Genomic DNA, 25,125 nt, shown 5'->3' with positions numbered 1-25,125 from the left:
CAGATAACCTAAACAATCTTTTTGCCTTAAAGACTAATACCTATTAAAAACCTATAAAGGGAGCCTTTGCGAAAAGGCTCCCTTTATGATTTTCAGGGGATTAGTAGTTCGTTTCCTCTATCTTTGAGGTGATTCTGCTAATAGCCTCATTCAGTTTGTCTTCGGGTAATATTACGTTAAAATCTCCCCAGAAACCCTCGTCATAGTTGAAGTGAGTATCCGAGAAAACCGTGCGGGTGGGAAGGGATTCAATGCGTGAGAAGCGGTTCACATTGGCTGTATCTATCTTACAGGTAACCATTTCGAACCAAGTATGTAAAATATTTGTGTTAAAAAGTTGTCTTCTTTTTTTAATTTTAAAATGCAGATCTCCCCGGATATGGTTAATGTAGTAGGTGCCATTCCATTGCTTGTAAGATACCGTATAGGCTACTTTCTGGGGCGTGATCCGTAAATTCCGGCTTTTTCTCTCGACGAACATGCCGGCCGCTTGCTCGATATATTGGGGATTGACCTCAAAGTCCACCCTTAATAAGGCATTATTTTCCATGTCGATATATATCTGTCCCCGATAAAGCGGTTCATTGATACTCTTTCGTTGCTCGAAAGAGATGACGTTAGCAAGTCGATCATCCACTACCGTGATGTCGGTATGGGCGTATGTATAGGGTGAATCCGGGCTAGGATCCAGAAACTCCGGTAACTGTTTCATCAAATCCAAGACAAGGCAGGAGTAGATACCCGACTTCATTTTTGTGATCAACGTGTCCTTTTCCTGCTCGTTACTGATGCGGCGCATCTTTAGTAGTTTCACTTGATCGGCCAAGGCATTGCTGTGGTAAGATGCCTTATATACCTTAAAAACAGCCTCGGTCAGTCCTACGAGTCCTTTTTTACGTTCAACGCCTTCTCTGTAAAATGTGGTAAGGTAAATCGGGTGCTGGGAATAATTGCTTCTCCTCTCGTCCAGCATCTCCTGTAATAAGCGTTTCGGATTGGTTAGACGCACGATAACTTCTTGGATGGAGATTACTTTAGGCTCTAGGGATAAGACGGTATGTTTATCTATTAACTCCCGACCATCTATCTCTTGGGGAAGATAGCCGATATGAGAGAAACGTACCTTGGATAATCGGAGTGAGTCCGGTAATTTCAATCGGAACTCTCCATTCTGGTTGGTGATGGTGCCGATAGCGGCCTCGCCGATTCCTACCGATCCGAATGCGATTGGCTCATGGGTATATTGATCCTGTAAAGAACCTTCTATCGAGAAATAGGTTTGTATGGAATCGGGAGTTACGGATGCGCTTTTAGGAGCGGAGGGACTCTCTGGCAGATAAAGCAAGAGATGGTTCTCTATCGTACGGATCGCCAGATTTTTATTACCGGTAATAGCGTATATAGCTTCTTGTATCGTATAATCTCCACCTTTTATCGATGTTGTTTGTTCATTATCGATAATCTTACTGTCGTATATAAAAAGATAGCCGGAACGTTCCGTGACGAGTCCCAGCAATTGGTAGATATTTCCTTTTGATTTAGGCAATCGTATGACCTGTCCCAGTACGTTACCATTCTGGGCATTCATAGGGATGAGAGCTACGAGTAACAGCAACCATCCTACGATCAGCTGTCTCAAGGTTCGGAAATCATCCATATATTATTTTGTTGCGTACATTTTAGTTTTAACGCCGCGCAGATCAGTTCAGCCATCGTCGCGGGTGAGTTATTATAGAAACTAACGGTCAGCCGTCTATTCTCTAAATCAGCCGTTGTCTTCAATGGCATCATCGGATACTCCAGATTAATTACATGCAAGATATCTCCTAAGCGCTCATCCTTAAACTGGATACGGCGGGTGTAATCGGAAAATTGTTCGTTATCTTGAGTCGGAGCTACTTGTAAACGGTTGGAGAATAAGGATACGGTTTGACCGGCCTTTACCAGCGTTTGTTCTCCGTTCTTCTTGAGTGTCACTTTCACTAATCCCCGGCGAACGGCCAATTCAAAGGCACTTTTATCCGAGCTTTTGATATTGAATGAGGTTCCCAATACCTCGATCCGGGCCTGCTCTGTCTCGATTAGGAAAGGACGTTCCTTATTCCCGCTTACATCAAAAAGGGCGTTTCCTAGTAGAGACACCTCTCTTTTTTCTCTTTGGAAATGTTCCGGATAGCTTAACTGACTGTTATCGGCCAGATAAACGATAGACCCGTCTTCCAAAGTCGTGACCAAGGTGGTGGAAGCCTCGTTATTATGCAGGGTGAGCAGAGTGGTTTCCGGTGTCCGTTCTTGTCCAAGGAAAATAGCCGTAGCTACCGATACACAGAGTATAACGATAGCGGCGGCCCATTTCATAAGTCCGATCCGGTATGGGATTTGTGTACCGGAAATTGGCTTATCCAGCAGCCCGTCTTGCTCCAAGCGAGTGTATAATTGTTCCCATGCTTGGTCTGTCTTCAATTTATTTTTTTCTATTTGATTCATAACTGTTAGGTATAATTCTCGATTTCTTTTCTTAGTGTTTGTAGTGCCTTGGTCATTTCCGCTTCTACTGTCTTTATGGACAATGAGAGGCTGGAGGCTATCTCCGCGTATTTCATTCCTTCGAAACGGTGCATCCGAAAGATCCGGAGGCGGCGTTCGGGCAATTTACCTAATGCCCGGTTGACCAAGGATTGCAATTCTTTGTACTCAAGTTGATCTTGCGGGGTATACGATTCGGATTCCGGATTCTCTCCGGCTAAAACCGTATTCCGGTATCGGTATCGTACTTCCCGATGCTCCAGATATTGTAAGGACCGGTTCCGGGTAGCTCCATAAAGGTAGTTCTTGATGGAACGTAAGATTGGAAGAGATTCTCTTTCTTTCCAGAATACATAAAACAAGTCCTGAACGATCTCCTCTGCGACTTCCTGCTCTCCTGTTATACTGGTTGCGTACAGGCAAAGAGGGGTATAATAAAGCCTGAAAATACTTTCGAATGCTTTAATATCCCCTTCCTTGATCTTTTTGAGTACGAACAAATCCATAATAATTTGGTTTCAACAGATAATTGATAATGGACAAAGATAATGATTTGTCCATATCATTGTCGATAGTATATTTACACGGTCAATTTTTATGTTGCTTCTTTAATTTATATACCGCATTCTCCAAAGACTCGGTAGGCTCGATAATGTTGTAAGCTCCCCAGAAGTTCTCGTCGGCGAAGTCCGATACCTTGTCGGATAGAGACTGATCCGCTTTAAAAGACATCCGGTAGGGGATGGAGTTATTTTGTTCTTTACCATCGGTAACGACCATCTCGGATACGATCGTGTAGTTGGTAGAGAAGAGTTTTCGTTTCCAGTCGCATTTAAAGCGAACCTCATTGCGGATATAACTCAGATAGCTCATGCCGTCACGTTCTTTGTAAGTTACGAGGAAAGCTACCTCCACGGGTTTAAACCGCAAGCCAAAAGGCTTTTTGCGGAGGATGGCCTCGGTAGCCTTATTCCGGTCATCCATGCTGAGGGCGAATTCCGCACGGCTGAAGGAAAGCCGTTCCTTATCGATATACAATTTACCGTAATATAAGGCGTAAGGCAAGATCGCTTGAGGTTGGAAACTGATTACGTAATGCGGTCGGTCGTTTAACATCACGCTTTCTTCCATACGGAAGGTGTAATAAGGTAAGATATTCGGGTCGAGCAATAAATCCGGATTCTTCACCACATCCACGTAAACGGATAGGTTAGGGCCTCCTAATAATTTCACGGCTAATGTGTCGCTAGCCTTCTCGCTCAATAATTTACGTCCTTTATAGATTTGTACCCGATCCCGTTCCACGTTCCTGTCCTTATAGGGAGTTTTGTAAACATCGATAACCGCTTCAGAGATATTGATATAGCGACGGCCTTTTTGTGCGGTCTCCCGGTAGAACCCAGTAAGCATGCTACCCGTGGTAATGTAATTCTTATTTACTTTCTCAATCGCCTCCTCTACGATATATCGAGGATCTCCGGCCCGGATAATGACTTCGCTAAGCGTATTCATGTTCGGTTCGAGTAATACCGTACATTCTAATATGTCCTTATCGTTCACGGGGATCAAGCCATTCAAATATCCGATATGCGATACTTCTACTTGTCTGGCATGGAGGCCGTTTTTCACTTTGATAGAGAACTCACCATCATTATTGGTGATCGTTCCCACGTTGGTTCCCGGAATAGAGATATTTACGTATTCCAGTTTTTTTCGTGTTTGCTTGTCTTTTACTACACCGCTGACAGTGATAAACTCATCGTCTGCGCTATCCTGTGCCTTTATAGAGGTTACACCGCAAGCCAACAGTATCATCAGGATAAATCCCATAGTTTGTTTACAGAGCGCTTTCATATTTGTATTGTTTTAATGGTAAATAATCACTTTGTACTTATATGATCGCCCAGGAAAGAAATACCCTATGGGATTTATCGAAAAAATCACACAACCTTTTGTCCGGGCTGCAAAGTCAACATTTCTTTAGGTACCGCTTTCTTGATGCTCTCTATTAAAATACCCGCTACGGTATGCCGGATAAAATCTTTACGGGTGACAAAGACGATCTCCCGTGTCGGCTTGGGAATGGCGAACGGACGTACCAATTCTTTCTGCTCTTTACTTAATTGCAGGGTAGCCAATTCCGGGATGAACGTAATACCGTTACCGCTTTCCACCATACGCATAAATGTCTCTAGGCTACCTAAACGGTAAGCGGCTTGGCGAACCTTTACCTTCTCCATCTGGCAGAAACGCATCAGCTGGTCACGGAAGCAATGTCCCTCGTCCAGCAGCCACAACCGCTCGTCGTTGATATCGGCGGTACGGATCAAATCCTTTTTGAAGATAGATTCATTATGAGCCACGTATCCGAAGAATTGCTCATAATATAATATGTCTCCTTGTAAATAGGATTCTGTGGGTTGGTTCGCTATGATAGCGGCATCGATTTCCCCGTTTTGCAGGGCGGCCATAGTGGGAGCGGTTTTCATTTCCAGCATACGGATGTCAAGATCCGTATGCTTTTCCGATAATTGCTGGAAAAAGCGAGGTAGCAAATAAGGGGCGATAGTCGGTAGCACCGCTAAGCGGAACGTACCTTTCAATGACTGTTCCTCCTCGTTCACGATATCTTTGATAAGAGAAGCTTGATAGAGGACATTTCTCGCTTGCTCAATAACCTTACGTCCGGCAGGTGTGGGGCGAACGGGTTGCAGGTTTCGATCGAACAATTTAATACCTAGTTCGTCTTCCAGCTTTTGGATCATCATACTCAATGTCGGTTGTGTCACCCTACAATGCTCTGCTGCCTTTGCGAAATGACGATAAGTATCCACCGCTAGGATATATTCGAGTTGCTGTATATTCATAGTACTTAATTTTACAAGCGTTAGAAATTAATGAAGACAAACTTACGGAAAAACGCTGGAATAATCGAATAAAAGTGGAAGAATAAAGCAACTTAATTTGAGTATTAGGCATTTAGGGGGAAATCGGGGAAGTTGGGTGAAAAGCCAAAATACATTTGCTTATCATGGAACAGACGAATGGGCTAACTGGATGATAGATTTACACAGAAAAAATATGTAACTTTGGAGAGTAATTTACAAATGGTTTACAGTCGTATATATAATGAGCTAAAAATTAATTGATTAAAGTATATGTCAGACAGTATCGTCATTATTCCTACATACAACGAGAAGGAGAATATTGAGAATATCATTCGTGCCGTGTTCGGGCTGGAGAAAGTGTTTCATATCTTGGTGATCGATGATGGCTCTCCGGATGGGACGGCGGCTATCGTGAAGGGCTTGCAGAAGGAGTTCCCGGAGCGTCTTTTTATCGTGGAGCGTAAAGGGAAGCTGGGATTGGGTACCGCTTATATCCGGGGTTTTAAATGGGCTATCGAGCATAAATATGATTTTATTTTCGAGATGGACGCCGATTTCAGTCATAATCCCAATGACCTGCCGAAGCTATACGCCGCTTGTACCGCGCAGGGTGCCGACGTAGCCATCGGGTCGAGGTATTGCAACGGGGTGAATGTGGTGAACTGGCCGTTGGGCCGTGTGTTGATGTCTTATTTCGCCTCGGTGTATGTCCGTATCGTCACGGGTATGAAGATACAGGATACGACGGCGGGCTTTAAATGTTACCGCCGTGAGGTGCTGGAGACGATCGATCTGGACCGTGTCCATTTCAAGGGATACGCCTTTCAGGTGGAGATGAAGTTTACGGCTTATAAGTGCGGCTTCAAGCTCGTGGAGGTGCCGATCATCTTTATCAACCGTGCCTTGGGTGTCTCCAAGATGAACTCTTCGATATTCGGGGAGGCTTTATTCGGCGTCCTTCAGTTGAAATGGTGGAGTTTCTTCAGGAAGTATCCGAGGAAACATGCGAGCCATGCCTAATGAAAACAGAGTTTGACAATTTATAATAGGATAAGAAAGATGAATAAAATATTAATCCAAAATCCGAGAATCATCAACGAGGGCCGTTCTTTTATCGGCTCGGTGTTGGTGGAGGGAGATAAGATCGCGGCGGTGTTCGAGGGGGAGGTTCCCGGGAACGTGCGTGCCGAGGCGAACCAAGTGATCGACGCTACGGGGAAATGGTTGATACCGGGCGTTATCGATGATCAGGTGCATTTCCGGGACCCCGGGCTTACCCATAAGGGGGATATCGGGACCGAGAGCCGTGCGGCCGTGGCCGGTGGCGTGACGACCTTCATGGACATGCCGAACACGAAGCCACAGACCACGACGATCGCCGATCTGGAATGGAAATTCAACCGTGCCGCCGAGGTCTCCCGTGCGAATTACTCCTTCTTCTTCGGTGGGACAAACGATAATATGGACGAGATCCGCAGGCTGGATCGTAGCCGTGTGCCGGGGCTGAAACTCTTCCTCGGCTCGTCTACGGGAAATATGCTGGTGGACAAGAAAGACTCGTTGGAGCGTATCTTCGGCGAGGCCGGTATGCTGATCGCCATCCATGCGGAGAAAGAGGAGGTGATCCGGCGTAATATCCAGTATTACACGAACCTGCATGGCGAGGATCTGGATATCTCTTTCCATAGCAAGATCCGTAGCGAGGAGGCCTGCTACCAATGCTCGGCCGAGGCGGTTGAACTGGCTACCCGCTTGGATTCCCGTTTGCATATCCTGCATCTCTCCACGGAAAAGGAATTATCGTTGCTCAGTAACCATCTTCCCTTGAGCGAGAAAAAGATAACCGGCGAGGTCTGCGTGCACCATCTGTGGTTTCATGACGGCGACTACGCCCAATTCGGTAATCGTATCAAGTGGAATCCTTCTATCAAGACGATCGAGGATCGCGCGGCGCTGCGTGAGGCGGTCAATAACAATACGATCGATATCGTGGCTACCGACCATGCCCCGCATCTACCGGAGGAGAAGCAAGGCTCTTGCTTGAAGGCGGCTTCCGGAGGACCGCTTATCCAGCACTCCTTGATCACGATGTTGGAGCTGGCGATGGAAGGCCGTTTCACGTACGAGAAGGTGGTCGAGAAGATGGCGCATATGCCGGCGGAGCTGTTTCGTATCGATAGGAGGGGATACATCCGTCCCGGATACTACGCCGATATCGTATTGATCGATCCGGAGCAGACTTGGACGGTATCGAAGGAGAATATCTTGTACAAATGCGGCTGGTCTCCTTTCGAGGGCTATACGTTCCACCATGGCGTATGGAAGACTTTCGTGAATGGCGAGTTGGCCTATGGCGATGGAGTGGTGAATGACGCCGTGAGAGGTAAAGAAGTCCGTTATCTATAGCAGTAGAGACGGGGCATGCCCCCGTCTCATCCTATCTATTGGATATCGATCAGTTTATGGGTTTGCAGACTTAGTCTCCACCGGGGATGCCGGAGGATGTAATCCACTACCTCTTTCGTATTTTGGCAGGAGCAGGGTTGCAGGAAATGGTACCGTGCGGGGATTTCGGCGTATGCGGACAGGTCTTGCCCGGTATAAACCACCTTTATCTCGTCGACTCTTTCCAATACCACCGGGGCGTTCTCCTTGGGCGAGCAAGTCACCCAGTCGATGCCGTCGGGCAAGGGGCGTGTGCCGTTGGTCTCGATACAGATCTGTTTCCCCGCCTCACGTAAGCGGGATATAAGCGCCTTGTCGATCCACAGGCTAGGTTCTCCTCCCGTCAGGATCACCATCCGTGCGGGAAAGGAAGATACCTTCTCCACGATCTCCTCGTCCGTCATCATTACGCCCTCCTCGTGGCGGGTGTCGCAGAAGCTACATCTCAGGTTGCAACCGGAGAAGCGGACGAATACGGCGGGAGTCCCCGTATGGAACCCTTCGCCTTGCAAGCTGTAGAATATCTCGTTAATCTTCCTCATAGATCGCCGTGTTACCCTCAGACTCTTTTACCTCTACCTTGAAACAAGACGGGATCTGCTCGTATACCCAAAAGGCTATGTTCTCCGCCGTCGGGTTGAAAGGCAGGATATCGTTCAAGTTCTGGTGGTCCAACAGGGATTTCACCGATCTCTTGATATGGCTGAAATCGACTACCATGCCATCGGCGTTTAATTCCTTGGAGCGGCAATAAACCGTGATCATCCAATTGTGACCATGCAGATTCTCACATTTGCTGGGGTAGGACAATCTCAAGCTATGGGAAGCGGAGATCTCCATACGTTTAATTACGGTATACATACGATAATAATGTTTATACGATAAATAATAATGTACCTAATGTCACCTCGGCACACAAAAAAATCCCGGATATTAATCCGGGATGCAAATATACGAAATATTTAGTTTGTTTGTACGACACTTGTCTACGATCGGTAGGGACAGGCGGTATGTCGATCGGCTATGCCTCTTGGTTCAGCGCCTTCATCGAGAACAGGAAGGTCGTTCCTTTGCCCTCGCCCTCGGACTCGAACCAAAGCTTTCCTCCATGAAGCTCCACGAAGTCCTTGCAAAGCATCAATCCCAGACCGGAGCCTTTCTCGTTCTTCGTCCCGTAAGTCGTGAAATGCGAGTCTTGTTTCAAGAGCTTGTCTTGATCCTCTTTCTTGATGCCCTTGCCGGTATCTTTCACGCTAACGGTTACGAAATCCCCCTCGGAGCGTGAGGATAAGGTGATCGTGCCCCCCTCGAAACTAAACTTCATGGCGTTAGAGATCAGGTTACGGATAATCGTCTTGAGCATATCGATATCGACCAAGCCTACCAGCTCTTTATCCAGATTTTCTAGGATAATCTTCACGCCTTTTTGCGCCGCCATCGGGATATACATCTCGGCGGTACTGTCGATGATACTGTTTATGTCGGTCTGTTGCTTATATACGTGCTGCTTGTTCAAGCGGTTCTTGGCCCATTTCAGCAGGTTGTCCAGCAAGAGGAAGATCTCCTCGGAGGTCTTGTTCATCATCTGGATCATCTCGTACACCTCGTCGCCTACCCGCTCCTTGTCCACCATCATCAAGATGGCGTTATTCATCATTTTCAACGAGCCTAGCGGGGAACGCAGGTCATGGGCGATAACGGAGTATAGCGTATCCCTAGACTCGATCGTGTTCTCCAGCTCGGCCTTGATGCGCTTGATGCTGTAAAGCTCGTAGCGGTGGGCCACCCTCTTCACCAGCTCCTCACGTTGGAAAGGCTTTGTGACGTATTCGGTGGCGCCCAATTGGTAACCTTTCACGATGCTTTGCATATCGCTTAGGGCGGACATGATAATCACGGGTATATCCGTAGTCTCGGGATTGCTTTTCAGATGCTGGAGGACCTCATATCCGTCCATCTCAGGCATCATGATATCGAGTAATATCAGATTTGGGTGTTTCTCGTTAGCTATGCGTAGCGCTTTTGTCCCGCTGTCGCAAGTCAAAAGCGTATATCCCTCTTTCTTCAGTATGGCTTGTACTAGCATGACGTTTGTAGGGACATCATCTACGATAAGAACTTTATACTCTGAGGCCAATTTATCCATTGTATCTAAATTGTGTTCTAGTTTTCTTGATATTCAAATAGTATCAATAGCGCAAAAGTATTAATTAAAGTCGACATATAACGACTATTTATCCATCTATTTTTTTATTTTTTTATCCTGCGCCTCGTTTGGCTTTTTCCCAAGCGCCTGTGCCTTTATGCTTAGCGAGATAGCTATACCCTCGTATGACATTGATATTCATGAATAAAAAGTAATAAGGAATGAATAATAGCTTGTTCCGGATGTTCCGTTTTTCCATTTTATACCCCAAGTATCCCAGCAGGTAAAACGCTAATTGCAGGGCAAGGATGACCGTGTAAAGGGTATGCCCGGTACAGGCAAGGAGCAGGTTGAGGGGCAGGAGGGCGAAGAGCACGACCGGCGTCAGCGTCCAGCGCAGTACCCGGTGGCTGATGTATTGGAAGCTCAGTATCCCATACCGGAACATATTCAATAATCCCCGTAGCCGCCATACCGATTGCAATCCTCCGGCCGATATGCGTACTTTACGTTTCTCCTCCTCCCGCATGTTCAGGGAGGCGCTCTCGAGGGCGTACGCCTCTTTGCTGTAGGCGATCTTGTAGCCTCTCATCGCTATGCGCAGGGAGAGGATGAAATCATCCAGCAGGGTATCCGGGGGCATCTGCTCGAAGAGGGAGGTACGGATGGCGAAGAGCTCGCCTGCCGCCCCGACGGCGGAGTATAGGCGGTAGTCCAGTCGCTTGAGGGCGGACTCGTATTTCCAGTATATGCCTTCTCCGGCGGTGGCTCCTTGCTCGGCTTGTATCTCTACCCGTTTCTCTCCGGCCACGCAGCCTACCCGTGGGTCGCTGAACTGGCGTATGATCTCCTTGATGGCGCCCTTGTTCAGCATCGTGTTGGCGTCGGTGAAGATGACGTAGGGGGTATTGACGTAGGGGAGGGCTCGGTTCAAGGCGGCGGTCTTTCCTTGTCGCCGCGGTTGGTACAGTACGGTGACCTCCGGGTACTCTTTCAGTCTCTCATTCGTGTTGTCATTGCTTCCATCGGTGATCCAGACCAGTCTCAGCTTATCCGCCGGATAATCCAGTTGTCTGCAATTCACCATCTTGCTCGCCACGATCGCCTCCTCGTTGTAGGCGGCTATCAGCAACGTGGCCTCCGGCAGCGGCTCTGGAAGGCGGGGGGACCGGGGTTTTACGAACAGCTCCTTGATCTTGACCATAAGGTATAATACGATCCCATACCCCAGATAGGTATAGAAAACGATCCCGATCCCGATCCAGAAGAGGATCTCAATGACTTGACAGCTCTTTTCCATAAAATCTATTTAATTGAAGTGAAACCATTTTTGAAGTATATCCTTGATTTTAAATTTGATGGCTAAATTCACCAAATTGATTTTTATAGTTATAGGTAAACTGTAAAAAATGTATATAGCAAGAAAACGAAGGTAAGAGGTACTACAGATAATTCGGTTAGGTAGTTGGAAATTTCGAGTTAATAAAGAGCATGCGAGTTTTTTCCTTTCTTGTTTTTCCATTTTGTTATCTACGCATAATATTCTGTAGGCATGATATAGGCCCATGAACATGGTATCGAAGAGCAAACAGGAATAAATTGAGTGTGGTCTTAAGTGGGCTATATAGGCTCTTTTTGTTTTTTCTATTTCTGCGTAGCTGATACTTAATTTCATCGAATACCCTTGTGTCTTGATCTTTGAGGTTGTGGATTCTGGATTTATAGTATAATACAAGGTTTGATCGGATATTAATTGGCAAGACTTTGCGGATATAATAACTTGATATGTGAACCAGCAATCCTCTACCAGTTGATGAGGTATACACTGTATATTATGGGATTTTAAAAAGTTTAAATTATAAAGTTTGTTCCAGCTCATTACATATATATCATTGTTTTGTGCATATCGATATTGTGCGACTGGTAAATCATCTCCTTGGATTAAAATAGGGCTATACGTATAAGTAGGGTAGGTCTTTCCTGAGAGATCTTTCTTCATGTGTGATGCTGCGATGAAATCAACAGGATGTTCTTGCATTTTATGTACGAGAATTTCTATGCATGTAGGGATGATCTCATCGTCACTATCCATAAAAAAAAGATACTCGCCTTGCGCATTATCGATGGCAGTATTTCTTGTAGCCCCAAGGCCAATATTATACGGATGCTCGATGATACGGACATCCTTTCCTCTTGGATGATCTTTAATAATTCTATGGACAATGTCCATGGAATCATCTTGCCCTTTATCGTCTACTATTAAATATTCTATATTATCATATGTTTGGTTTAATACGGATAGTAACGCTCTTTCTACGAATAGAGACACGTTATAAATAGGTATTGCTAAAGAAACTTTATACATAACTTTGTTATTTTGAGTTATTGTTTATGAAATAAATACCATCTTTTATTCCTTTAAACAAAAATGGAATAAGATGGAATTTTGCTTGAATCGTAAATATTAGAATCTTTTTGCAAAGAGCAAATGTCGTTTGATATATATATGAACATATACGAATTCTTTTTTTTGATAAAATGCGTTGGGCAAATATGAGACGATTTCGGGTGTGATAATATATACGCAAAGGACTCTCAATACCCACACTAGCGCTTTCCTTATGATAGATTATAGCTTTGGGCTCAAACCAAATAGAGGATCCAGTCTTTTGAATTTGAGTACACCAATCTAACTCTTCATAATAAAGGAAGTAGAATTCTGGCATTTTCCCGAATTTTTGTATGTCAATCGCCTTGACTGCCATGGCAGCTCCATGGGCGAATGAGGTTTCATGCGCTTCTTCGAACTGTCCTTGGTCTAACTGATCATAGCCAATGGAGGTGTTCCGGAGCGTTATGTGGCTCATTGGTGTGGAACCTGCGTATTGTAAACGTTCTTTTTCGGGCCAACAAGCTATTTTAGGAGAGACGCATCCTATTCGAGGATTGCTGTCCAGTCTATTTACTAATGCTTTTAGGAATGGTTGGGTAATGATTGTATCATTGTTAAGAAGTAATAAATAATAGCCTGTGGCATATGATATTCCCAAGTTATTACCACCGGCGAATCCAAGGTTTTTCTCACTCCGTATAACCTGTATGTCTGGGAACTTGGATTGGAGAAGCTTATGTTCCAGAGGGTCGGTAGAAGCGTTGTCTACGACAATGATCTCATGAGGATAAGTCTCATGGATAGCCAAGGATTCTATCATCTCGACGGTATCTTTCAACCCGTTATAATTGATAGTGATAATGGAGACTTTTTTAATCATGGCTTTCTTCTTTTTTTATCGTTATGTCATGTGGAGTGCTCTGAAAGCTCGTATCCTTGTTTTTTATCCGGATGAATGAGGCTATATATCCTTTTGTCAAGATGAAAAAAAGGAAGGGAAGCTTCGACAGATTCCTGTAAAGTTTCCGTGTATGCATCTTGCGGGGAATGGCCAGCGTATATGTCAAGATGCTGATTAATATCAGTCCATACCATTTCAGGGCAAGCGGGAAAGTTGTGAGGCTCCATGCCAAGGCGAGGAGAGACGGGATGATCAGTTTTAATATTCTCGGGAGCGGGAACCATTGGACCGCCTTGTCCATATAATTCCAGTTGAGGGTACGGAGGTCGAGATGCCGTATGATCAAAGAGAATGCCAGCAGTTGGGCGTGGAACCAGCGGGATCTTTGCCGTGCCATGACCTCTTGGCGTGAGGTCTTCTCGTCGTACACGAGGATGTCCTCGGCGTAATCGACAAAGATATTTTCCGTGGCGAGATAGATCTCCAGCTCCTTGTCCTCGGCGAAAGTGCCGCATTGGGGCATGTGGGATTTCAGCCATCCGAAGTCGAATACCATGCCGGAGCCTATCAAGGAGGAGGAGATCCCGACATTGACCCGCCCCTTGCGGAAGATGGTGTTGTTGATCTCCTCGGAGATACCGTCCCATACCGCTATCGGCGTATTGTCGTTCTTGAGGGTACGGTGCGCTTGCAGGGCGATGTTGTCTTGCGTGATATCGTTGATCCGGGTCAGGAAATCCGTATCCGTGAGGTTGTCGGCATCGAGGATGACGACTTTATCGATTCCCTCTTTTAGGTATTCCAAGGCGTAGGTGATGGACTTATGTTTCATGCTATGCTCGAAATCCGGCGTGAGGAGCTCGATCGGGAGCTTGGCGAGCGCTTGGTTCGTTTCCTCCCGCATATGGTCCGATACCACGATCACCCGGTATTTGTCCGCCGGATAGTCTTGCAGGAGGATGCGCTCCACGGATTCCTGTATGACTTGGTCTTCCTTATAGGCGGCGAAGATGACGGCGAACTTCTGGAGCCGTATGCTCCGGTGCTTCCGGTGCCTCCTCCGAAAAAAGGACGCCAACGTAAAAAATAGGTCATAGCCTATGAAAAAGGCGATGAAAATGAATAGGGCGATATCTATGTAGATCAACAAGTGCATTCGCTTTTTTTTACAAAAGTACTTATAATTTTCAATAAGAGTTTGATTCTGCCGTTTTTTTCTCACCTAAGGAGGCCATATCTTTCCCAGCGAGCTCAGCACCGCCGAGAGTATCAGCCCCCAGCCCAGCAGGTTCAAGGGGCCGGGCGAGGGGTGGACGAGAGCGAGAGTATCGCCCCGATAGCTGCCAACGCCGCCTCCCGCATGTCTAGCAGGAGGGAGAGTGCCGCCAGCAGGAAGAGGCTGGCCAAGGCGAGCAGGCGGAAGTGGGGGAAAGGGGGGCGTGGGCTCCGTGGGAGTGTCGGTCGTGTCATGGGGCGGTTGTTTTTGGGGCGTGTGAGATCCTAGGTTTAGCAAGAAATCCAGCAGGCTGCGGACGAAGGCTAGTATTTGTCGTATCTTATTCATATCAATTGTTGTTTTTTAGGGATGAGTAAATCGGTTCGATCTCGTGGCAGAGCTGTACCAGCGTCTCCCGGTAGCGCTCCCGGTTGTCACCGTTCAGCTCGCTGATGTAGGGGCTGTAGGCGATGGCCTTGGCGTAGTCGGCGGGGAAACGGCTCATGGCGGCGGCCTGCGGGTAGGAGCAGACGAGGAGGCGGGCGAAGTCGAGGTAGGAGTTGCGTGCCGAGTCGTAGCGGCGGAACAGCAACTCGCCCCGCTTGTATCGGGCGGTGATGCGGCCCCCGTGCCAGAAGGCGTTGCTCGCCCCGTAGCCAGTGATGCCGAAATGGTTGTTGGCCTCCCGGGCTAGGCGGGAGGTGCCCCAGCCGCTTTCTAGGGCGGCTTGGGCAAGGAGGATGATGGGGTTTAGGTGGAAGCGGTCGCCGGCGGACTGGGCGTCGGCAAGGTGGGTGGAGATATAGGCTTGTTTCATGATATATACGATGAATTATGATTTGATTTTTCTTGGAAAATTAATCTTAAATTACTATCTTTGAATAAGTTAATAAATAAACAGCATCAGTATGGAAAAGCGGGAGACCGGTGTCGGCGCCTATTATTTTTGTGATATAGCGATGAGTTATTTTCCCTTATTGTCGAAGAAGAAAGCCTCGGATAAGCTGTCCCGGTGGATACGTGTCAGCGGGAAGTTGATGGAGCGGCTGGAGGAGTGCGGATGGCATCCCCGCCAACGGATCTTATCGCCCCGTCAGCGGGAGTGCATCGTTTCTCATCTAGGGGAGCCTTGAGTCAGATTTCGTCGGGGGATTCGCTGTCGCCTCCTCCCGGGGCGGGTGCGTCGGGCACGATCTTCTCGAACTTGGCGAGGCCGGTGACGCTCTTTAGCGTCACGCTCGGACGGAAGACGATCCGGGGACGTTTGATAAGGGAGGCGTTGAAGTCGGACTCCAGCTTGGTGCCCTTGCTGCCGATCACGGCTTGGAAGTGGCCGAGATCGCCCAGCTGGACGGTCTCCCCTTTCTGGAGGCGTTGCTTGAGGATGTAGAGGAGGCCGTCTACCACGACCTGCACGTCGCCCCGGGAGGCGGTGCTGCGGTCGGCGATCTGGTCGCACAGCTCCTCGAAATCGCAGGTGCCGGTGGACTTGTTCACGGCGTAATACAACTTGGAGCCGGCGGCGGCTCCCTTGGTCATGTCTTTTCGTAAGACTAATCGGTACTTGATCGGCATAATGTCTGGTGTTTTTTTGATTACGTTGTAAAGGTACGACATGCCGCCGGTGGGATTCCGGTCAACGGGGACGAAGGGGGGCGAGGTCGGGTGAATGGGGGTAAAGAGGTGATTTTAGGGGGGAGAATGCTTGTTTGTCAAGAAAAATAAGCGTATGTTTGCCTTATCAAAATTCGATTGACATGAAAAATTTACGGTATGAAAGAGAAAGACAAGCGGCGAGACGTGAGAGGTGAGTCCCGTGAACGGGCGAAGTGCCAGCGTGAGACGTTGGGCAAATATTTTTACGATTTGTCAAAACTGACGTTCACGGCATTGGTGCTGGGTGGAATAGCTATGTTATTCCAATCGGAAAAGATAGAGATAAGTATGATTGGAATGTTCATGGTAGGGATCTTGTTCTCTGTCGGGTTAGCTTTCTGTGGTAATAAAATCTTGAAATAATAAAGAGCTATGAATCCATTGACATTTCTTTTCGGGGTAATGCTATTGATACTTGTGGTGTTTATCGTTTGGATGTACACGCCATCCGGCAAGCGTTGGTTGGATAGCATGAAATAAAAGGACTATCGTATTTCCGGTCCGAACACTACTGTGTTTCGCTCCAGATACTACTGTGTTGGCTTCCCAACGCAATAGTGTTCGGCGCCAAACACGGTAGTGTTTTTTTTGTCTCCCCCCTATATCCCCTCCGGCAGGATACTTTGGCTTTGCAATTCCCGGGCGATACGGTCGCTCAGGGCGAAGTGATTCTCGAGCGTGGCTTGTAGGCGCAGGCGCTCTTCGGGTGTCGCCGCCGTGCGGACGGACTCCAAGGCCCGGGCTAGCTTCCGGCGTGCGAAGGACTCGCCGTAGAGGAGCACTTGGAAGCGGGTCTCGCCGGGAAGCCGTTCGTCCGGTACCGGCCCGGTATCTTGCGGCGCGGAGGCCCGGAGGGAGAGGACAAGGGCGGAGAGCCGCTCGTCCGCTATCCCGTCCGGGTGCTTGCCCTCGGATAGGAGGTGGAGCAAGCGGGCGTGTTCCGGGTCCTCTAGGGGAAGCTCGTTGTCCGCCAGTTCGCCAGAGACCCATGCGGGCAGGGAAATCCCGTTTCCGTCGGGGTCGTAGAACATCCGGTCATGGTGCGTGAGGCAAAAACGCAGTAACGCCCTTTCTCGTGGCAGGGCGTGCGTGAGGCCTGCGGCTTCCTTCTTCGGCACCGGTACCGGTACGTTTTTCGGGTCTGTGGCGACAGACATTTCCTGCCGTAATACCTCCATCGGTATACCCGTCGCCCCGGATAGCTCCCCAAGCCTCCGGTACACGGCCAGCGGGGAGGAGAGGAGGCCGATCTCGCCCAACGCCCCGTTGATGGCGGTGGTGTCCGTGCGAGGGCGGGAAGCCGCTTGGCGGATGCGGTAGGAGAGGTAATCGAGGGTACCCTCCCGTGCTAGGCGTGCCAGCTCGTCGCTCCCTTTCCGGCGGTACACCTCGTCCGGGTCCATGCCGTCGGGCAGGGGAAGCAGGCTGACGGCGCATCCCTCGGACAGGAGCATATGGGCGCACCGGACCGTGTTCTGCCGTCCCGCCGGATCGGGATCGAGAGAGAGCGTCACCTGCCCGGCCAGCCTCCGTATCGCCCGGATATGCTCCTCGGTGAGCGCCGTGCCGCATAGCCCCACGGCGTACCGTATGCCGGAGGCGTGGAAGGCGAGCACGTCCTTGTATCCCTCGCAAAGCAGGATGCGTCCCTCGGAGCGTATGGCTTTCACCGCCTTGTGCAGGCCGTAGAGGATATGCCCCTTGTGGTAGGCGGGACTGTCGGGGGAGTTGACGTATTTCCGCCCCTTCTCCGACGGGGTAAGGCTCCGTCCGGCGAACCCGGCCACCTGTCCCCCGGTGGTGTGTATCGGGAAGATGAGCCGGCCTAGGAAGGGGCGGAACACTTGGGGGACGTCGGGCGGGCAAAGTCCCACGCCGAAGCCGCGGTAGGTCTCTTCCAGCCCATGGCGATCCTCTATCGTACGTGCCGTACCTACGGGGTGGCCCGGTAGCAGGCCGCTAGCGAACGAGGCGTTCGCCAGCAACAACGCTTCCCGCTCGTCCCGCCGCCGCTCACGACCAGCGGCAGCGGTCTCTTCCACCTCGATATTGTATTTGCGTGCCAGTAGGCGTACTGCCTCCTCGAAGCCGCATCCCTCCATGTGGCACACGAGCCGTATCGGGTCCGCCGCCTCGCCGCAACTGAAGCACTTCCCGATGTTCCTCGCCGGGGAGACGCGGAAGGAGGGATGCCGCTCGTCGTGGAACGGGCACAGCGCCACGAAGTCCTTCCCCGAGCGATGTAGCGTGAGGTAACCGGAGGCTACCTCGTCGATGCGGGCCGTCTCCCGCACCTTGCGCAGCGTATCGTCTGTCAGCATTCGAAGAGGCCCTTTCCCTTCGGTTTAGGCTCCGCCGCCCGGGCCTTGCGGACGCATGCCGGCTGGGTGTCGTCCCAGAAGGAGGTCACGCCCTCGTTGTGCATGAAGCGCACGTGTCCCAGCTCGCCTTGGCGGTTCTTGGCCAGCAGGATCGTGCCCCTCCCCCGGGTAGGCAGGTGCGTATCCGGGTCCTCGTGTATGTTCACCACGGAGAGGCGGCTGATGAAGGCCACCGTATCGGCGTCCTGCTCGATAGAGCCGGAGTCCCGGAGGTCGGATAGCTGGTGCCTGAAGGAGTAGGTCCCCCTCGTCTCGCAATTGCGGTTCAGCTGGCAGAGCAGCACGATCGGTATCTCCTCGTCCATCGCCGTAATCTTGGCCTTGCGGGTGATGTTCGAGATGGCCTCGTTTGGGGTCTGCCCCTTGTCGTCCCGGTTTACCAGCTGCAAGTAATCGATGATGGCGAGGGAACACTTCCCTTGTCGCCTTCTGAGGGAGATATCGCAGCGTATCTCGTCTATTTGGATGTCCGAGCGTTGGTTGATACATATCGGCAATTCTTTCAAGAGGAGGCTCGCCTCCTCCAAGGCCCTCATCTCCTCCTCGGTGGCGGTTCCCTTGTCGATCTTCGAAGGCTCCACGTTGGCTATCTGGCCCAGCATCCTGAAGATCAGCTGTTCCCTCGACATCTCCAGACTGTAGACGCAAACCGGTACCCCTTGCTTAGCGGCGTTCACCGCCATGAAAAGAGCGAAAGCCGTCTTTCCCATGCCCGGGCGGGCGGCGAACACGTGGAGCGAGCCTGTCCGCAACCCTCCCATAAGCCTGTCCAGTCCCCCCAGCCCGGTATGGATACCCGCCGTACCGCCCCGGGCTACCCGCTCGCGTATCTCCCGTACCCGTGCCATGGCCTCGGCGGTGGCGGTAGGCATGTCCGGTATCTCGTGGGTGAGGGAGAGCTGCTCGCCCAGCTCGTCGGCCACCGTTCCCAGCTCCGATATCAGCTTTTGCGTATCCCGGTCGTCGGCCGACGCCTTATGTGCCAGCTCGTGGCACCTCAGGATGAGCCGCCTTGCCACAAAAGCCTCCCTTATGTACTGGCAATGCTGCCGTACGAACTCTCCGCCTATCTCCATGTAGCCGTCTTGCCGGGCCAGCTCGAAGAGGTCGGGCAACTGCCCGGCCCTCTCTGGCGAGAGCCTCCGTATCTCTTTCTCCACCGAGAGTATATCCGTTCCTTCCCCCTTCTCGTGAAGGTTGAGGTAGGCCTCTATCGCCAAGGCGATATCCGGGTGGGTGAACATCTCGGGCCTTATCCTGAAGGCGATCTCGGGAAGGCTCTTGCGTGAGGCCAGCAGCCCGAAGAGCAGGGCTTTCTCCGTTTTCCGCTCTTGTGGCAGCGTGAGGCTGGCGGGGAGGGAGGTAGGGGTTAGCGTTTTCTTATTTGCCATAAGATGTTTTGTTTAGTATGAACGACTGATAATTGATAATTTCCACCGCCATACCGTGATCTAGTTTTTTCTTGGTTATCACGCTGCTTTGTTCTAGGTCTTCCAATCCTTTCCGTATGGCATAGACCGTGCAGCCAAGATAAGCGGCCAGCTCGGGTATTTTCACGATACATTGCCCTTTCTGGATGGTGTACGTGTCATTTTTCCATGGACATTGGTAAGGGCTATAGGCGACTTTGCTGTACAGGTACAGCATGATCCCTATTTGCGCCGGGATCCGCTTTCCCTTGCAACAATTTCTTATGAGCATATCCAAGAAAACTCTGGGATAGCGGATGTAGCCGTTCTTCCGTAGCTCATCCGTGTTGAATAGTTTATACATAATGTTTTGAATTATACCCCTTTAGGGCGTGTTAATAAATATCGTACTCTGAATCGCATTCTAGATCAAACTCTGAACTTCTTAATCCTTAGCGGATAAGCTTGGAATCGTTGCTTTTTTTCGCCACGATTTCGCACCGCTATATATAAATATACAAGGGAGTTATTAAAAGATTTAAATAGGAAACGTGTCGTTTCCGTCTTTTTTGAAGAACCATTTCATTTAGATCGTTTTTTCACAATGGCCGTAAATCATGAATGAATATTCCACTCTTTTTTATGAAGATCGTGAGAATTTATAATTGTTGTTTAAATCTCTGCAAAGATCGGAATAAAATTGCAATAAAACAAAATATATATGAAGATATTGAATGTTTATAAACATGTATTATAATACGCTTTATTTGGATAGTAATAGCTAAATTTATGGAGGATTATTATGTTATGTTAATTGGGAAATAAATATTTTTTTAGGAATTGATTATTTTAATAAACTATGAGTGATTGTGCAGCCTTGAGGCTGATTCTAGACCCTAAAATATATTTGTAGATAATGGCCTATAACTCGTGAATTCTAGCCATGTAAATATTATTTATGTATAGTAAGTGCTCCCTACAAATATCGTGGGAAAAAGAAGGCGTCTTACCTTTTTGCAAAGGAATAACCATGTTTTTTTCTTATGAGATTTTTATTGAGTTAATTATTTTGTTCATTTGAGTTTCCCATGAGAGAGATCGAATTGATTCCCTGATCTCAAGGGGAGAAAGAGATTGCTTTTCATAAAAATGTATTAATGAGTTTATATCGATGGCGGTTTCATCTGCGGGCACTTTAAGTATATACGGTTTATTCTCAAAGTCGCTATCTGTCTCAGAGTAAATAAAAGAAAGGCCCCGGGCGGCATATTCCCTGTTCTTTAATGTTTTAATATGGGTGATACCGCTACGATGCCGTGCAAGACTACCGATAGCCATGTCTGCTTTCTCAAAAAGCCGGTCAAGTTCTTCGCCGTGCTTAGCGCCGTGAAGGGTTACGTAGTTCTCTAATTTATGCTGTTTGATGATTGGAAGGATATCATCTTTTTCTCGTTGCCCGAAGAAATCTCCTACAATATGGAAAAAGACTTTGTAATTGGGATGTGAATCATAATAATCAGCCAGACCTTTAACCAGACGGTCAAATCCATGCCAGTAATGAATCTCCGCCACTCCTATTAGGTGAAGTTTCTTGTTTGTATCGTTGACCTGTTGTTTCAATTTAATTTGCGAGAAGTCAATGCCATTGGATATTTGTATGGTAGGAACACCGAATATGGTTTTATAGTCGGAAAAAGTCACGATACCGCATAATTGTTTGGCCAAGACACGACGGAAACATTGATCTATAAATAGTAATTTTCGGCGAGAGAAACCTGCGTATTCTTGGTCATAAGGATAAGTTGGTATTTCCATTACAACCTTTATCCCCGCTTTACGCATTTGATGAACCATATGAATCGTGAATGGATTAGCGTTATGATCAGATCGCATATAAATAAAACTAATATTTTCTTTCTTCGCATATTCAACGATTGAGGAATATTCTATCCTTTTCAGTATTTTACCCTTGAACCCTGCTCCATAATCTTGTAGTACCTCGGAGTCTATCATTCTCAATTTCCTGCCGTTAGGCTCATTTAGGTAACAGAGTCTCGTATCAATGCCACATGCTCTTAAGGCATTGACTTGGTAGTAGATCTTCTTGCTGATCCCATTAGCAGGATTAAGACCGTGAAATATCAGGAATAAAGCTTTCATTTCTGTATCTTGGATTTAAGTAGGTTAATAATATCATAAGTTCCACTTAATTGTATATATATGGAAGAAAAAGATATAGCTAACAGAATCTTAACAGATAAGCTTCCTGGCTCAGTCATCTTGTATGATATCTCATATATAGGCCATAGTAAGAGTATCAAAATACTTGTTAATACAATGGGTGATAAAAATTGTCGGATAAAGATTTTTACATTACGCTTTAATGTCACTTTATACATCCATATATAGCATAGGATGAAATTGATCGTAAATGTTATAGTAATGCACCATGCGATCGCTTCGAGCGTTTTAAATACAAATATCCCTATTACAATGCCAGATACGTTTAATAAAGTGGAGAATACGCCGCAAATGAATAAACTTTTAGTGTCGTTGGCCGCTTGGAAAATAGAGCCGGATGTTGATAATATTATTTGTATACCAACAGATATAGATAATATCTGGAATACCGGAACGGAGGGCATCCATTGATCCCCAAACAAAATGAGAGTGATTTCCCTTGCGGAAAACCATAATAACGCAGACAGGGGTAAACCAATAAAGGCTAGAATATGAATAACCTTCTCGTATGAATCCGCTAGCTTATGCAAGTCATCTTGAAAACCGGAAAAGATTGGATGCATGACAGGAGAGATCACATGGGTTATATTTTGCAAAGGAAGCATCATTAACCGATATGATTTTTCGTAATACCCTAGGGCATTCATATTCATGTATTTTCCGATTAATAATTTATCAAGGTTTCTGCTGAAATAATTAATTACATTAAATAAAAATTGATAGGCTGAGAAACTGAATATCTTTTGGACCGAATCCAGACCGAATGTATATTGTAACTTTTGAGGGTTTTTCCGATATGATATGATAAACAAGAGAATGCTGGAGAAAATAGGATTAATGACCAATGCGTATAGTCCGGCACCTGCGATGGCGGCACTGATGGCTATGCTTCCTCCAATAAATTGGATAGCTAAGCTACGATATGCGATAAACTTAAACTCCTTATTCTTGAATAGGAGTGCGTTAGGAACGATGTTTGCCGAAGCAAAAAATAAATTGATGGATAGTAGTTGGCATATTGTCAGTAATGTCTTTTGTTTATAAAAAAAAGAAATGGGCCAAGAGCATAGGAAAAAAAGAATAGATATCATGATTCCCAACCATAAGGTAAAAGAGAATATTCTGTTAAGATCTTTGCCTGTTAAATCCTTATTTTGAATAATAGCGGGCGCAATACCTAGGTCGCTGAAAATACCAAAAAAAGAAATAATTACAGTTGCTATTGCTACTATACCAAATTCTTCGGGGGCAATTAAGCGTGCTAATATTCCGGCGACAACCAGAGAAATAATTATTCCGGAATATTTGGATATGGCCGTATATAATACTCCTGATATTAATTCTTTTTTTATGGATGCCATAGTTTCTTTTGTTTTTATAGGAATGATTTGAATAATAAAACTATTAGATTTTTTGTTGTCACGTATTGCCTATATTCTTTTAGACATCGTCTGGCTATTTTCAAGCGATCTTTAAAGGGTATTTTATAGGATAGCCATACTGCGGCGTTGAGCATTCTTGATAAATATAAGTCGATTATTTCACGGAACATTGGGTGTGAGTCCGCGAATTTGCTTAAATGGGCAGTTATCGTAAAGTAACTTTCCATGTTTCGCATTGAGAACTTACTGGTCATGATTGAGTCTTCCCGTAGCCTACGTTTGAAGAAATCCTTGTGTATGGAGGATACTCTTTGGGCCTGTAAATATAACAAGCATGTGAATAATTGATCTTCATGGATGATTCCGGGAAGAAAATCGAGTTGGATCTCTGTTAGGTATTCTCTTCTTATGAAATTAAGACATGGGGATGGAGAATATGCCTTATGATCTATTAGGAGTTTTAAGATATATGGGCCTTGATATACTAACTCCGGATTTGTACAATCTTTTCGTTGATAGTTTAAAGATATGTTTTTATGTTTTTCCTTGTTTAATATGTCCGCATCAAAAAAAACGAAATCTAAAGCCTGTCGTTCACATTTAATATAGCATGTTTCTAAGGCTTCTGGCTCCAGATAATCATCACTATCCATAAAATAAACGTATTTACCTTGGGTATATTCGTAGCCTTTGTTTCGGGTGACTGATGGCCCTTGGTTATACTGTGTATAAATTCGGATACGTTTATCTTCATCAGCTAGGCGTTTTATGATAGATAGACTGTTATCTGTTGAGCCGTCATTTATAACAATGATCTCTATTTCTCGTAAAGTCTGGCACATGATAGATCTTACCGCCTCTTCTACGAACTCCTCGGTATTATATAGGGGTATGATTACGCTAACTAGATTCTTATCCATTTTTGTTTGTTAATATCATAACGTTTGATAACTCTAGCGGGATTACCTATAGCAACGGAGTAATCTGGAATGTCCTTAGTTACTACGCTTCCAGCTCCGATCTGGCATCTCTTACCAATATGGACACCTGCTACGACTACACAGTTTGCTCCAATATGGGAGTCTTCATCTATTACTACAGTTTTCTTTACTAAAGGTTGTTCATTGGAATCCACATTTCCATCCTCATATCCATGATTAAAACCGGAGATGAAAACGTGCTGACCTAATCCGACTTTATTTCCGAATCGTACGGGACCAATCACCACCGAACCGATTCCAATACGGGCGTTGTCGCCTATGATAACATCGCCTGCCCCATTGTTGATGGTCGTGAAATCCTCAATGAGGGAATTTTTACCTACCGTGAACTGATTCCAAGGGAATACATCAATACGGGATCTTCTCCTTCGAATGATAGCTCCTTTTCCTTTCTTATGGATCCAAGGATTGACAAACCATTTTACCCAACAACGAGGTTTAGGATTTTTAGGAGAGGTTATTGAATAGAATACTATTTTCTTCAAAAACTCATTTTGCTTGATTTTCTGTTTGATTGGGCCTATATCCATGACTTATCAGG

General features: G+C 46.9%; 25 protein-coding genes. 4 read left to right on the top strand and 21 right to left on the bottom strand.

Going from position 1 to position 25,125, the window contains the following annotated elements:
* Positions 1-100: 100 nt before the first annotated feature.
* The 5 genes from ACESPU_RS01295 to ACESPU_RS01275 form a co-directional block, all read right to left on the bottom strand.
* On the bottom strand, positions 101-1,657 hold the full coding sequence (locus ACESPU_RS01295) for an STN and carboxypeptidase regulatory-like domain-containing protein (protein WP_005856509.1): 1,557 nt from the start codon (positions 1,655-1,657) through the stop codon (positions 101-103).
* A complete protein-coding gene (locus tag ACESPU_RS01290) occupies positions 1,636-2,487 on the bottom strand; it encodes a FecR family protein (protein ID WP_009276021.1) in 852 nt (283 codons plus the stop codon). Before ACESPU_RS01290 ends, ACESPU_RS01295 begins: the two co-directional genes overlap by 22 nt.
* A 5-nt stretch (positions 2,488-2,492) precedes the next feature.
* Positions 2,493-3,032 carry an RNA polymerase sigma-70 factor gene (locus ACESPU_RS01285; protein WP_005856513.1) on the bottom strand — a complete coding sequence of 180 codons (540 nt, stop codon included), beginning with the start codon at positions 3,030-3,032 and terminating at the stop codon, positions 2,493-2,495.
* Positions 3,033-3,114: 82 nt separating this feature from the next.
* Complete coding sequence (locus ACESPU_RS01280; protein ID WP_057326365.1) at positions 3,115-4,380, bottom strand: carboxypeptidase-like regulatory domain-containing protein; 1,266 nt, start codon at positions 4,378-4,380, stop codon at positions 3,115-3,117.
* Positions 4,381-4,466: 86 nt separating this feature from the next.
* Entirely contained in the window at positions 4,467-5,393 is a 927-nt protein-coding gene (locus tag ACESPU_RS01275; protein WP_005868349.1) for a hydrogen peroxide-inducible genes activator, read from the bottom strand.
* 291 nt (positions 5,394-5,684) lie between these two features.
* Between ACESPU_RS01275 and ACESPU_RS01270 the strand changes: the two genes are divergently transcribed.
* The gene (locus tag ACESPU_RS01270; RefSeq protein ID WP_008780511.1) at positions 5,685-6,434 is read left to right on the top strand and encodes a polyprenol monophosphomannose synthase; all 750 of its coding nucleotides are present in this window, start codon (positions 5,685-5,687) and stop codon (positions 6,432-6,434) included.
* A gap of 39 nt (positions 6,435-6,473) precedes the next feature.
* Positions 6,474-7,820: a dihydroorotase gene (locus ACESPU_RS01265; RefSeq protein ID WP_009017920.1), complete on the top strand. Its 1,347-nt coding sequence runs from the start codon at positions 6,474-6,476 to the stop codon at positions 7,818-7,820.
* 35 nt (positions 7,821-7,855) lie between these two features.
* On the opposite strand, the gene ACESPU_RS01260 is transcribed toward ACESPU_RS01265, so the two are convergent.
* The 8 genes from ACESPU_RS01260 to ACESPU_RS01225 form a co-directional block, all read right to left on the bottom strand.
* Positions 7,856-8,401: a radical SAM protein gene (locus ACESPU_RS01260; RefSeq protein ID WP_005868354.1), complete on the bottom strand. Its 546-nt coding sequence runs from the start codon at positions 8,399-8,401 to the stop codon at positions 7,856-7,858.
* Complete coding sequence (locus ACESPU_RS01255; RefSeq protein ID WP_005856525.1) at positions 8,388-8,720, bottom strand: 6-carboxytetrahydropterin synthase; 333 nt, start codon at positions 8,718-8,720, stop codon at positions 8,388-8,390. Before ACESPU_RS01255 ends, ACESPU_RS01260 begins: the two co-directional genes overlap by 14 nt.
* 160 nt (positions 8,721-8,880) lie before the next feature.
* The gene (locus ACESPU_RS01250) at positions 8,881-10,005 is read right to left on the bottom strand and encodes a hybrid sensor histidine kinase/response regulator (protein WP_005868355.1); all 1,125 of its coding nucleotides are present in this window, start codon (positions 10,003-10,005) and stop codon (positions 8,881-8,883) included.
* Positions 10,006-10,117: 112 nt separating this feature from the next.
* Complete coding sequence (locus ACESPU_RS01245) at positions 10,118-11,305, bottom strand: glycosyltransferase family 2 protein (protein WP_234061918.1); 1,188 nt, start codon at positions 11,303-11,305, stop codon at positions 10,118-10,120.
* 9 nt (positions 11,306-11,314) lie between these two features.
* Positions 11,315-12,370, bottom strand: coding sequence for a glycosyltransferase family 2 protein (locus ACESPU_RS01240; protein WP_373133082.1), 1,056 nt, complete (start codon positions 12,368-12,370; stop codon positions 11,315-11,317).
* Between the two features lie 7 nt (positions 12,371-12,377).
* Positions 12,378-13,277 carry a glycosyltransferase family 2 protein gene (locus ACESPU_RS01235; protein WP_005868358.1) on the bottom strand — a complete coding sequence of 300 codons (900 nt, stop codon included), beginning with the start codon at positions 13,275-13,277 and terminating at the stop codon, positions 12,378-12,380.
* Positions 13,270-14,454, bottom strand: a complete 1,185-nt coding sequence (locus ACESPU_RS01230) for a glycosyltransferase family 2 protein (RefSeq protein WP_122378948.1) — start codon at positions 14,452-14,454, stop codon at positions 13,270-13,272. Before ACESPU_RS01230 ends, ACESPU_RS01235 begins: the two co-directional genes overlap by 8 nt.
* Before the next feature lie 409 nt (positions 14,455-14,863).
* Entirely contained in the window at positions 14,864-15,331 is a 468-nt protein-coding gene (locus ACESPU_RS01225) for a glucosaminidase domain-containing protein (RefSeq protein WP_057327201.1), read from the bottom strand.
* A gap of 91 nt (positions 15,332-15,422) precedes the next feature.
* Between ACESPU_RS01225 and ACESPU_RS01220 the strand changes: the two genes are divergently transcribed.
* Positions 15,423-15,647, top strand: a complete 225-nt coding sequence (locus ACESPU_RS01220; RefSeq protein WP_005856539.1) for a DUF4248 domain-containing protein — start codon at positions 15,423-15,425, stop codon at positions 15,645-15,647.
* 1 nt (position 15,648) lies between these two features.
* On the opposite strand, the gene ACESPU_RS01215 is transcribed toward ACESPU_RS01220, so the two are convergent.
* On the bottom strand, positions 15,649-16,089 hold the full coding sequence (locus tag ACESPU_RS01215; RefSeq protein ID WP_005868367.1) for an HU family DNA-binding protein: 441 nt from the start codon (positions 16,087-16,089) through the stop codon (positions 15,649-15,651).
* A 198-nt stretch (positions 16,090-16,287) separates the two neighbouring features.
* Between ACESPU_RS01215 and ACESPU_RS01210 the strand changes: the two genes are divergently transcribed.
* The gene (locus ACESPU_RS01210; RefSeq protein WP_005868368.1) at positions 16,288-16,533 is read left to right on the top strand and encodes a DUF6722 family protein; all 246 of its coding nucleotides are present in this window, start codon (positions 16,288-16,290) and stop codon (positions 16,531-16,533) included.
* Between the two features lie 236 nt (positions 16,534-16,769).
* On the opposite strand, the gene ACESPU_RS01205 is transcribed toward ACESPU_RS01210, so the two are convergent.
* The 7 genes from ACESPU_RS01205 to ACESPU_RS01175 all read right to left on the bottom strand — a co-directional run bounded on the left by ACESPU_RS01205 (position 16,770) and on the right by ACESPU_RS01175 (position 25,114).
* Positions 16,770-18,491: a DNA primase gene (locus tag ACESPU_RS01205; protein ID WP_373133081.1), complete on the bottom strand. Its 1,722-nt coding sequence runs from the start codon at positions 18,489-18,491 to the stop codon at positions 16,770-16,772.
* Positions 18,485-19,942: a DnaB-like helicase C-terminal domain-containing protein gene (locus tag ACESPU_RS01200; protein WP_347171708.1), complete on the bottom strand. Its 1,458-nt coding sequence runs from the start codon at positions 19,940-19,942 to the stop codon at positions 18,485-18,487. The genes ACESPU_RS01205 and ACESPU_RS01200 overlap by 7 nt, the downstream gene beginning before the upstream one ends.
* Positions 19,932-20,324 carry a hypothetical protein gene (locus ACESPU_RS01195; RefSeq protein ID WP_122379705.1) on the bottom strand — a complete coding sequence of 131 codons (393 nt, stop codon included), beginning with the start codon at positions 20,322-20,324 and terminating at the stop codon, positions 19,932-19,934. Before ACESPU_RS01195 ends, ACESPU_RS01200 begins: the two co-directional genes overlap by 11 nt.
* Positions 20,325-21,001: 677 nt before the next feature.
* Positions 21,002-22,120: a glycosyltransferase family 1 protein gene (locus ACESPU_RS01190; protein WP_347171709.1), complete on the bottom strand. Its 1,119-nt coding sequence runs from the start codon at positions 22,118-22,120 to the stop codon at positions 21,002-21,004.
* Positions 22,117-23,562, bottom strand: a complete 1,446-nt coding sequence (locus ACESPU_RS01185) for a lipopolysaccharide biosynthesis protein (protein ID WP_057327204.1) — start codon at positions 23,560-23,562, stop codon at positions 22,117-22,119. The genes ACESPU_RS01190 and ACESPU_RS01185 overlap by 4 nt, the downstream gene beginning before the upstream one ends.
* A gap of 14 nt (positions 23,563-23,576) precedes the next feature.
* Positions 23,577-24,503 (bottom strand): glycosyltransferase, encoded by a 927-nt coding sequence (locus ACESPU_RS01180; RefSeq protein WP_005868377.1) that lies wholly within the window; start codon positions 24,501-24,503, stop codon positions 23,577-23,579.
* Positions 24,488-25,114, bottom strand: coding sequence for a DapH/DapD/GlmU-related protein (locus ACESPU_RS01175; protein ID WP_057327205.1), 627 nt, complete (start codon positions 25,112-25,114; stop codon positions 24,488-24,490). Before ACESPU_RS01175 ends, ACESPU_RS01180 begins: the two co-directional genes overlap by 16 nt.
* Between the last annotated feature and the right edge of the window lie 11 nt (positions 25,115-25,125).

The sequence above is a fragment of the Parabacteroides sp. 20_3 genome, assembly GCF_964238835.1.
Lineage (GTDB): Bacteria > Bacteroidota > Bacteroidia > Bacteroidales > Tannerellaceae > Parabacteroides > Parabacteroides distasonis.
This window is presented reverse-complemented; position numbering and strand designations above follow the sequence as displayed.

Excerpts from the sequence above, each read along its gene's own strand:
- ACESPU_RS01295 (WP_005856509.1), bottom strand. The coding sequence starts at position 1,657 with ATGGATGATTTCCGAACCTTGAGACAGCTGATCGTAGGATGGTTGCTG.
- ACESPU_RS01290 (WP_009276021.1), bottom strand. The coding sequence starts at position 2,487 with ATGAATCAAATAGAAAAAAATAAATTGAAGACAGACCAAGCATGGGAA.
- ACESPU_RS01285 (WP_005856513.1), bottom strand. The coding sequence starts at position 3,032 with ATGGATTTGTTCGTACTCAAAAAGATCAAGGAAGGGGATATTAAAGCA.
- ACESPU_RS01280 (WP_057326365.1), bottom strand. The coding sequence starts at position 4,380 with ATGAAAGCGCTCTGTAAACAAACTATGGGATTTATCCTGATGATACTG.
- ACESPU_RS01275 (WP_005868349.1), bottom strand. The coding sequence starts at position 5,393 with ATGAATATACAGCAACTCGAATATATCCTAGCGGTGGATACTTATCGT.
- ACESPU_RS01270 (WP_008780511.1), top strand. The coding sequence starts at position 5,685 with ATGTCAGACAGTATCGTCATTATTCCTACATACAACGAGAAGGAGAAT.
- ACESPU_RS01265 (WP_009017920.1), top strand. The coding sequence starts at position 6,474 with ATGAATAAAATATTAATCCAAAATCCGAGAATCATCAACGAGGGCCGT.
- ACESPU_RS01260 (WP_005868354.1), bottom strand. The coding sequence starts at position 8,401 with ATGAGGAAGATTAACGAGATATTCTACAGCTTGCAAGGCGAAGGGTTC.
- ACESPU_RS01255 (WP_005856525.1), bottom strand. The coding sequence starts at position 8,720 with ATGTATACCGTAATTAAACGTATGGAGATCTCCGCTTCCCATAGCTTG.
- ACESPU_RS01250 (WP_005868355.1), bottom strand. The coding sequence starts at position 10,005 with ATGGATAAATTGGCCTCAGAGTATAAAGTTCTTATCGTAGATGATGTC.
- ACESPU_RS01245 (WP_234061918.1), bottom strand. The coding sequence starts at position 11,305 with ATGGAAAAGAGCTGTCAAGTCATTGAGATCCTCTTCTGGATCGGGATC.
- ACESPU_RS01240 (WP_373133082.1), bottom strand. The coding sequence starts at position 12,370 with ATGTATAAAGTTTCTTTAGCAATACCTATTTATAACGTGTCTCTATTC.
- ACESPU_RS01235 (WP_005868358.1), bottom strand. The coding sequence starts at position 13,277 with ATGATTAAAAAAGTCTCCATTATCACTATCAATTATAACGGGTTGAAA.
- ACESPU_RS01230 (WP_122378948.1), bottom strand. The coding sequence starts at position 14,454 with ATGCACTTGTTGATCTACATAGATATCGCCCTATTCATTTTCATCGCC.
- ACESPU_RS01225 (WP_057327201.1), bottom strand. The coding sequence starts at position 15,331 with ATGAAACAAGCCTATATCTCCACCCACCTTGCCGACGCCCAGTCCGCC.
- ACESPU_RS01220 (WP_005856539.1), top strand. The coding sequence starts at position 15,423 with ATGGAAAAGCGGGAGACCGGTGTCGGCGCCTATTATTTTTGTGATATA.
- ACESPU_RS01215 (WP_005868367.1), bottom strand. The coding sequence starts at position 16,089 with ATGCCGATCAAGTACCGATTAGTCTTACGAAAAGACATGACCAAGGGA.
- ACESPU_RS01210 (WP_005868368.1), top strand. The coding sequence starts at position 16,288 with ATGAAAGAGAAAGACAAGCGGCGAGACGTGAGAGGTGAGTCCCGTGAA.
- ACESPU_RS01205 (WP_373133081.1), bottom strand. The coding sequence starts at position 18,491 with ATGCTGACAGACGATACGCTGCGCAAGGTGCGGGAGACGGCCCGCATC.
- ACESPU_RS01200 (WP_347171708.1), bottom strand. The coding sequence starts at position 19,942 with ATGGCAAATAAGAAAACGCTAACCCCTACCTCCCTCCCCGCCAGCCTC.
- ACESPU_RS01195 (WP_122379705.1), bottom strand. The coding sequence starts at position 20,324 with ATGTATAAACTATTCAACACGGATGAGCTACGGAAGAACGGCTACATC.
- ACESPU_RS01190 (WP_347171709.1), bottom strand. The coding sequence starts at position 22,120 with ATGAAAGCTTTATTCCTGATATTTCACGGTCTTAATCCTGCTAATGGG.
- ACESPU_RS01185 (WP_057327204.1), bottom strand. The coding sequence starts at position 23,562 with ATGGCATCCATAAAAAAAGAATTAATATCAGGAGTATTATATACGGCC.
- ACESPU_RS01180 (WP_005868377.1), bottom strand. The coding sequence starts at position 24,503 with ATGGATAAGAATCTAGTTAGCGTAATCATACCCCTATATAATACCGAG.
- ACESPU_RS01175 (WP_057327205.1), bottom strand. The coding sequence starts at position 25,114 with ATGGATATAGGCCCAATCAAACAGAAAATCAAGCAAAATGAGTTTTTG.